Below are 7,538 nucleotides of genomic sequence, written 5' to 3'. Positions count from 1 at the left end.
TCCGGCAAGATCATGCGCCGCATCCTGCGCAAAATCGCCGAAGATGACTACGGCGCCCTCGGAGACACCTCAACTCTCGCAGACCCAACCGTCGTAAACGACCTCATCAAAAACAGAATGAACCGCGAGGACGCGTAAAATGGACGGATCCAAACACACCGATACAGCCCCTGTACTGATCCTGCTTGGCCCACCCGGAGCCGGCAAAGGCACCCAGGCGCGTGTCCTGCAAGAGAAATTCGGGCTGGTACAGCTTTCAACAGGTGATCTTCTGCGCGCCGCGGTGGCCGCCGGAACAGAGGCAGGCAAGCAGGCCAAAGCCGTTATGGAAGCCGGCGGGCTGGTCAGTGACGAGATTGTTCTGGCCGTACTGTCGGACAGGCTGGCTGAGGCGGATTGCGCCAGTGGCGTTGTGCTGGACGGGTTTCCCCGCACGACCGGTCAGGCCGAAGCGCTTGACGGCATGCTCGCAGTCTCAGGCCAACGCATCAACGCGGCCATCGCGCTGGAGGTCGACAACGTGAAAATGGTTTTGCGTATCGCAGGCCGGTTTACCTGCACAGGCTGCGGTGAGGGCTATCACGACAGCTTCAAGCCGACCAAGGTTGACGGTGTCTGCGACGGATGCGGCAGTTCGGACATGACCCGCCGCGCCGACGACAATGCGCAGACGGTCATGTCCAGACTTGACGCATATCAATTACAGACCGAACCCCTGATTTCATATTACGCCGACAAGGGAGCACTTCAACGCGTGGATGCAATGGGGGACATCGATGCAATTGGCGAGAGAATCGCCCAAATCGTTTCAAGTGTAACGGCATAAAATTCGCGGCTCGAACACGGCCCGCAACACACCACCAAAGGAGGAACGCCGAAATGGCAGAACAATCAACAAATCCTGACGCAAAAGTTGCAAGGGACGGGGCCGGCTACTGGGCCGCCAACATCCGCATGATCATCATAAGTCTGGTGATCTGGGCGCTTGTGTCCTTCGGCTTTGGCATTCTGCTGCGCCCCCTGCTTGCGGGCATCGAAGTCGGCGGCACCGACCTTGGTTTCTGGTTTGCCCAGCAAGGGTCCATTCTCGTCTTTCTCGCGCTGATCTTTTTCTACGCCTGGCGGATGAACAAACTCGATAAAGAATACGGCGTAGAGGAATAATCCAGATGGACCAGTTTACACTCAACCTGCTGTTTGTGGGCGCCTCTTTCGCGCTCTACATCGGCATCGCGGTATGGGCCCGTGCGGGCTCCACATCTGAATTCTATGCGGCCGGTCGGGGGGTTCACCCGGTGACGAATGGCATGGCCACGGCGGCGGACTGGATGTCTGCGGCCTCCTTCATCTCCATGGCGGGGCTGATCGCCTTTACCGGATACGACAACTCATCCTTCCTGATGGGCTGGACCGGCGGCTACGTCCTGCTTGCCCTTCTCCTGGCCCCCTACCTGCGCAAGTTCGGCAAGTTCACTGTCTCGGAGTTCATCGGAGACCGGTTCTATAGTCCGACGGCACGGATGGTGGCCGTGATCTGCCTGATCATCGCCTCCACCACCTACGTGATCGGCCAGATGACGGGCGTTGGCGTGGCCTTTGGCCGCTTCCTTGAGATCTCCAACACCTCCGGTCTGCTGATTGGGGCCTGCGTGGTTTTCGCCTATGCGGTCTTCGGCGGCATGAAGGGCGTGACCTATACACAGGTTGCACAGTACTGCGTGCTGATCCTGGCCTATACGATCCCGGCCGTGTTCATCTCGTTGCAACTGACCGGCACACCGATCCCGGCGCTGGGGCTCTTTTCCCAGACCACGGCCACGGGCGGCGAGGGCAGCGTCTACCTGCTGACCAAGCTCGACCAGATCGTCACCGACCTCGGGTTTGCCAGCTACACCGAAGCGCATAAAGACAACCTCAACATGGTGCTCTTTACGCTGTCGCTGATGATCGGCACCGCCGGTCTGCCCCACGTCATCATGCGCTTCTTTACGGTGCCAAAGGTGTCGGATGCGCGCTGGTCTGCGGGCTGGACGCTGGTCTTCATCGCCCTGCTCTATCTGACGGCACCTGCCGTGGGGGCAATGGCGCGACTGAATATCACCGAACTGATGTGGCCTAATGGCACCAATGGCGAAGCGGTATCGGTCGAGACGATCCAGAACGCGGAAGAATACAACTGGATGCTGACCTGGCAGAAAACCGGCCTTCTCGATTGGGAAGACAAGAACGGCGACGGCAAGATCCAGTACTACAACGACGCCTCCGACGCGATGGCTGAAAAGGCGGCGGCAAACGGCTGGGAAGGCAATGAGCTGACCAACTTCAACCGCGACATCCTGGTGCTGGCCAACCCCGAGATTGCCAACCTGCCCGGTTGGGTGATCGGTCTGGTGGCGGCAGGGGGCCTTGCGGCGGCGCTCTCGACGGCGGCGGGTCTGTTGCTGGCGATCTCGTCGGCGGTGTCTCACGACCTGCTCAAGGGTCAGCTGACCCCGAACATGTCGGAAAAGGGCGAGCTGATGTCCGCCCGCATCGCCATGGCCGTGGCCATCGGTGTGGCCACGCTGCTCGGGCTCAACCCGCCGGGATTTGCCGCACAAACCGTGGCGCTGGCCTTTGGTCTGGCAGCCGCCTCGATCTTCCCGGCGCTGATGATGGGCATCTTCTCCAAGCGTATCAACAACGTGGGCGCTGTGTCGGGGATGCTGGCAGGTCTGATCTTTACGCTGGTGTACATCTTCCTGCACAAGGGCTGGCTCTTCATCGCGGGCACCAACTCCTTCCCCGATACGGTTGATGGCAGCCTCTTTGGCATCCAGTCCACCGCCATCGGTGCGGTCGGTGCGGTCATCAACTTCGCGGTTGCCTATGTGGTCTCCATGTCCACGAAAGACACCCCACAGGAGATCAAGGACCTGGTCGAAAGCGTCCGTGTGCCAGCAGGCGCAGGTGCGGCGGTAGACCACTAAAACCGGACGGGCTGGCACGCCACTCAAGATGCCAGCCCTGCCAAATCGCTTGCCTGTTCCGCCACTGCGGGGCAGGCTCCTTTCGTTAAGGACCGTTTGATGAATGAAGACGCACTGACCTTCCTGTCGCGACAGCACCCCTACGACGAACTGCCCGTTGCCGTCCTGAACGACATCGTGGCGCGCGTCGACAAGATCAGCGTGGCCGAAGGTGACACGATCTACGATCTGGGGGCTCCGCTCAAAGGGCTCTATATCGTTCAGAGCGGGCTCGTTTCGGTCCGCGACAAGACCGATACACAGGTCTCGCTGCTGGAGCGTGGCAATTCCTTTGGCGAACGCGGTTTGCTGGCTGACGGTATGGCGGCCACTAAGGCGCGCGCCGTCAAGGACACTCTGCTGATCTGCCTGCCCGCAGATCTCTTTCGCACGCTGCGAGAAGAACAGTCGCCCTTTCAGCGTTTCTTTGCCCGCAGCGGCGCACAGCCGGAGCCGACCGGCCCCCAGCAGACCAGCCTTGCGCAGGTGACCGTTGACGCGCTGATGGTGCCGGACCCGTTCACCTGCCCGCCTGAGACAACAATCCTCGACGCCGCAAGGGAGATGACCGCACGGCGCATTTCCTGCCTTTGCGTCACGGCGGATGAGACGCTTACAGGCATCGTGACCCTGCGCGATCTGGTCGGCAAGGCAATGGCCACCGGCAAGGACCCGGACACCGAAGTCCAGTCGATCATGACAGCCGGCCCGCGGTTTCTGCCCCCGACCGCCATCGGGTCAGATGTGCTGCACATGATGATGGAATACCGGCTTGGCCACCTGCCCATTGTCGAGGCGGGCCGCCTTGTGGGGATTGTGACGCAGACCGATCTGACCCGCTTTCAGGCCACGACCGCGGCGGGGCTTGTCGCGGATGCGGCCCGTGCGACGACGATCAAGGCCCTGGCGGAGGTCACAAGCCGCATTCCCGAGCTGCTCTTGCACCTGGTGAGCGCAGGCAACCGCCATGACGTTGTGACCCGGATGATTACCGATGTGGCCGATGTGGTCACCCGCCGCCTGCTGACCCTGGCCGAAGAGACGCTCGGCCCCGCCCCTGCGCGCTACCTGTGGCTGGCCTGCGGCTCGCAAGGCCGGCAGGAACAGACCGGCGTGTCGGATCAGGACAATTGCCTCATTCTGGAAGACGGTGTCACGGAGAGTGACACGGCCTATTTCCAAGAGCTCGCCAAATTCGTCAGCGACGGGCTCGATGCCTGCGGTTATGTCTATTGTCCCGGCGATATGATGGCCACCAACCCGCGCTGGTGCCAGCCGGTGTCGGTCTGGTTGGATTACTTCAAGGGGTGGATCGAGCACCCCAGTAAAGAGGCCCAGATGCTGGCCTCGGTGATGTTTGACCTGCGCCCTATCGGCGGTGATGCAACGCTGTTTGACGGACTGCAGCGAAAAACGCTGAAAGCCGCGTCAAAGAATTCGATCTTTACCGCGCATATGGCCAGCAACTCGCTGACGCATCAGACGCCGCTGGGTCTGTTGCGGGGGTTGGCCACCATCAGCTCGGGCGATCACCGCAAGACCATCGACACCAAGCTCAACGGCGTCGTGCCCGTGGTCGATCTGGGCCGGATGTATGCGTTGCAGGGCCGGCTGCCAGAGATCAACACACGGGCGCGGCTGAAGGCCGCCCTTGCGGCCAAAATCACCAGCGCCAAGGGAGGGCGCGATCTGCTGGAGGCTTACGATCTTGTGGCGCAAACGCGGCTGGAGCATCAGGCACGCCGCATCAAACAGGGCAAAGCACCTGATAACTACCTGCCGCCCGACACGCTGTCGGACTTTGAACGCAGCCACCTGCGGGATGCTTTCGTCGTGATCAAGACCATGCAATCCGCACTGATGCAGGGGCGCGGGCTTTTGGGATAGGATGTCTTAAGGACCTGAGGGAGGGGAAGGCATATGTTTTTCGAACTGATCGGGACGATCATGGCAGGTGTCGCCATGGCGCTCATTGTCTGGGCAGTCAATCGCGTGTTGAAGGGCCGCCTGCCGTCTTGGCTGGTGCCGGTATCGGCGGGCGTGGCGATGCTGGTGGCGACTATCTCCAGCGAATACGGCTGGTTTGAGCGCACCAAGGCCACCATGCCGGAAGGGTTCGTTGTCGCGCAAACCGTCGAGGAAACCGCCTTCTACCGGCCCTGGACCTACGCGTCGCCCTTCGTCAGCCGGTTTGTCGCCGTCGATCAGGCCACCATGCGCACCCACCCCCGGCAGCCCGACCAGCGCATTGTCGATCTGGTGTTTTATGGTCGGTGGACCCGCACCGCCAAAGTGCCCATGCTCTTTGACTGCGACGGCGGACGGCGGGCTGATATCGTGGACGGCGTCGAATTTGGCACGGATGGCGCGGTTCTGGGGGCTGAGTGGATTGCGGTACAGGCCTCCGATCCCGTCTTGCAGGTCGCCTGCGCGGAGGTGTGAGATGGAAAACCTCAGCCTGCGTCTGCGCGTCTTTTTGTTCTTTTGCCTGATGGCGCTCGGCAGCGTCACGCTCAGTTTTGCCGCCCTTTTCATCGGATACCGGCAGCTTGGGCTGAGCGACGCGCTCTCCCCTTTCGTGACGGCAGGCGCGCTGAGCGGTTTCGGGATCCTGGGGCTGGTGGTGGTGGTCTGGCTGCTCTTTGATGAAAACGTCTGCAAGCCGATTGAGGCGCTGGCCGCAGGGCTGCGGGTCAGAACCCACGCAAAGGTGCATCAGGACATCGAGGCAGAGGCGGCAAAGTATCTGGGCGATCTGGCCCCCGCCGTCGCGGCGATCCACAAAAAGCTCAGCGCGGAGACCCCTAACGCGCCCGAGGAGGCTACACAGCGCATCGCGCGGCTCGAAGCACAGCGCGGCCAGTTCTTGCAAATCCTCTCGGACATTCCGGTGGCAGTCATCGTCGCCCGGCATGACCATCAGATCATTCTCTACGATGGTCAGGCGGCCGAACTGATGGAGCGCGAATGCCCCGCCCGGCTGAACGGATCGGTCTTTGACTATCTTGATGCGCAATCGATTGATGCAGCGCTGGCGCAGCTCAGAAAGCACAAAACCCTGCGTGAAAAAATCACGCTCAAAGGCTGCTCCGGCGCGCTTTATCGCGGCCATATCCGTCTTTTCGGAGAGGATGCAGGCTATACGCTGATGCTGGAGCCGCTCTCCCCCGATGCGGCGCGACCGCTTGTCTATGACTTTGATCTTTTGGACAAGGAAACGCCCAGCGATCTGGATCAGACCGCCCTGCGGGATCTGACCTTCGTGGTCTTTGACAGTGAAACGACCGGGCTTGACCCCGCACGGGATGCCGTCGTGCAACTGGGGGCCGTGCGCATTGTAAATGGCAAGATCGTGGCAGGCGAAGCCTTTGACACGCTGGTCAATCCCGGGCGGCCGATCCCGCCAGGCTCCACGGCTGTGCATCATGTCACGGATGCGATGGTTGCCGATGCGCCGGGCTTTGATGTGGTGTGCCGCAGGTTTCATCAGTTCACCGGGGATGCGGTGCTCATTGCCCATAACGCCCCCTTCGACATGGCGTTCCTGCGCCAGCAGACCAAAGGGCAGGACATCACCTTTGACAACGCGATACTCGATACCGTGCATCTGTCCGCGGTGGTCTTTGGCGGCTCGGCCGAACACACGCTTGACGCCCTTTGCCAGCGCCTCGATGTGCAAATCCCCGAAGATGTCCGCCACACCGCCCTTGGGGACGCCCTTGCCACGGCGCAAGCGCTGGTTGCCATGATCCCCATTCTGGAAGCGCGCGGTCTGATTACCTTTCAGGACATCCGCGCCGAAGTGCGCAAGCACAAACGCATTCTCAAGGTTGAAGCGTGACCGGGTCGGGATACCGGCGCGCGCGCCGGTGCCAGACCCACGCATGCAGCGCAAGATAGGGCAGATAGAAGGCAAAGACCTGAACAAGATCGAAGGGTCCCGAAAAATCGGGCCGTGATCCAATGCCGCCTGTGGTGATCTCCCAAAGTCCATAGTGGACGCGGTAAAGCCATGACGCCAGCGCGAGGATCACCAGCCGCTCTGCCCAGAGCCGGTGATCCGGATGGCGGATGCGGGCCAGTTGCACCGTCTTGAACGCGCCAAACAGCATCAACGCGCCATAAAGGCCAAAGCCCAGATCCATCACCGGCCCGCCGATCGTGCCCTGCATGGCGATGTAGTAGAGCCCGCCCGCCCCGGTCAGGACCGACAGGCCTGCAACGAGATATCCGCTGATGCGGTGTAGTACCGGCGCACGCCGGCGCACGACGCGCAACAACTGAAGCGGTGCCAGCGCGGTGATGATCCCGCCCGCCACCATATGGCCGTAGATCGCCGCATTGGAGAGCCCCGCGCCGCTGTGAAACAGCCGCGACGACAGTTGTTCCTGCATCTCCCCCACATCAAAGCCGCGCCCGACCGCGTAAATCGCAAAGGGCACCGCGAAAAGACAGAGGACCAGCACAAGGAGCGCGTTCAAAAGGCTGGCTTTGAAGGTCCTGTCGCTCATAGACAACAAGCTGTCGCTC

The 7,538-nt window shown here is 61.4% G+C and carries 7 protein-coding genes; 6 read left to right on the top strand and 1 reads right to left on the bottom strand.

Translation table 11 applies throughout. The features are described from left to right. Positions 1 to 139: 139 nt before the first annotated feature. From H7847_RS22380 to H7847_RS22355, 6 genes are all read left to right on the top strand, one after another. Positions 140 to 826 carry an adenylate kinase gene (locus H7847_RS22380; RefSeq protein ID WP_227271717.1) on the top strand — a complete coding sequence of 229 codons (687 nt, stop codon included), beginning with the start codon at positions 140 to 142 and terminating at the stop codon, positions 824 to 826. A 53-nt stretch (positions 827 to 879) separates the two neighbouring features. After that, the gene (locus H7847_RS22375) at positions 880 to 1,164 is read left to right on the top strand and encodes a DUF4212 domain-containing protein (RefSeq protein WP_227271716.1); all 285 of its coding nucleotides are present in this window, start codon (positions 880 to 882) and stop codon (positions 1,162 to 1,164) included. Positions 1,165 to 1,169: 5 nt separating this feature from the next. Beyond that, positions 1,170 to 2,969, top strand: a complete 1,800-nt coding sequence (locus H7847_RS22370; RefSeq protein ID WP_227271715.1) for a sodium:solute symporter family protein — start codon at positions 1,170 to 1,172, stop codon at positions 2,967 to 2,969. Positions 2,970 to 3,068: 99 nt separating this feature from the next. Then, complete coding sequence (locus H7847_RS22365; RefSeq protein ID WP_227271714.1) at positions 3,069 to 4,895, top strand: DUF294 nucleotidyltransferase-like domain-containing protein; 1,827 nt, start codon at positions 3,069 to 3,071, stop codon at positions 4,893 to 4,895. Between the two features lie 33 nt (positions 4,896 to 4,928). Further along, a complete protein-coding gene (locus H7847_RS22360; RefSeq protein ID WP_227271713.1) occupies positions 4,929 to 5,450 on the top strand; it encodes a hypothetical protein in 522 nt (173 codons plus the stop codon). Position 5,451: 1 nt separating this feature from the next. Then, on the top strand, positions 5,452 to 6,849 hold the full coding sequence (locus H7847_RS22355) for an exonuclease domain-containing protein (RefSeq protein ID WP_227271712.1): 1,398 nt from the start codon (positions 5,452 to 5,454) through the stop codon (positions 6,847 to 6,849). On the opposite strand, the gene H7847_RS22350 is transcribed toward H7847_RS22355, so the two are convergent. Continuing rightward, positions 6,833 to 7,519, bottom strand: a complete 687-nt coding sequence (locus tag H7847_RS22350; RefSeq protein ID WP_227271711.1) for a DUF2306 domain-containing protein — start codon at positions 7,517 to 7,519, stop codon at positions 6,833 to 6,835. The genes H7847_RS22355 and H7847_RS22350 overlap by 17 nt on opposite strands. Positions 7,520 to 7,538 lie beyond the last annotated feature (19 nt).

The organism is Roseobacter weihaiensis (assembly GCF_020622345.1).
GTDB lineage: Bacteria > Pseudomonadota > Alphaproteobacteria > Rhodobacterales > Rhodobacteraceae > Roseobacter > Roseobacter weihaiensis.
Note: the sequence above shows the minus strand (reverse complement) of the source record. Positions and strands in the feature narration are given on the sequence as shown.

Coding starts and splice junctions, on each gene's coding strand:
- H7847_RS22380 (WP_227271717.1), top strand. CDS start 140: ATGGACGGATCCAAACACACCGATACAGCCCCTGTACTGATCCTGCTT.
- H7847_RS22375 (WP_227271716.1), top strand. CDS start 880: ATGGCAGAACAATCAACAAATCCTGACGCAAAAGTTGCAAGGGACGGG.
- H7847_RS22370 (WP_227271715.1), top strand. CDS start 1,170: ATGGACCAGTTTACACTCAACCTGCTGTTTGTGGGCGCCTCTTTCGCG.
- H7847_RS22365 (WP_227271714.1), top strand. CDS start 3,069: ATGAATGAAGACGCACTGACCTTCCTGTCGCGACAGCACCCCTACGAC.
- H7847_RS22360 (WP_227271713.1), top strand. CDS start 4,929: ATGTTTTTCGAACTGATCGGGACGATCATGGCAGGTGTCGCCATGGCG.
- H7847_RS22355 (WP_227271712.1), top strand. CDS start 5,452: ATGGAAAACCTCAGCCTGCGTCTGCGCGTCTTTTTGTTCTTTTGCCTG.
- H7847_RS22350 (WP_227271711.1), bottom strand. CDS start 7,519: ATGAGCGACAGGACCTTCAAAGCCAGCCTTTTGAACGCGCTCCTTGTG.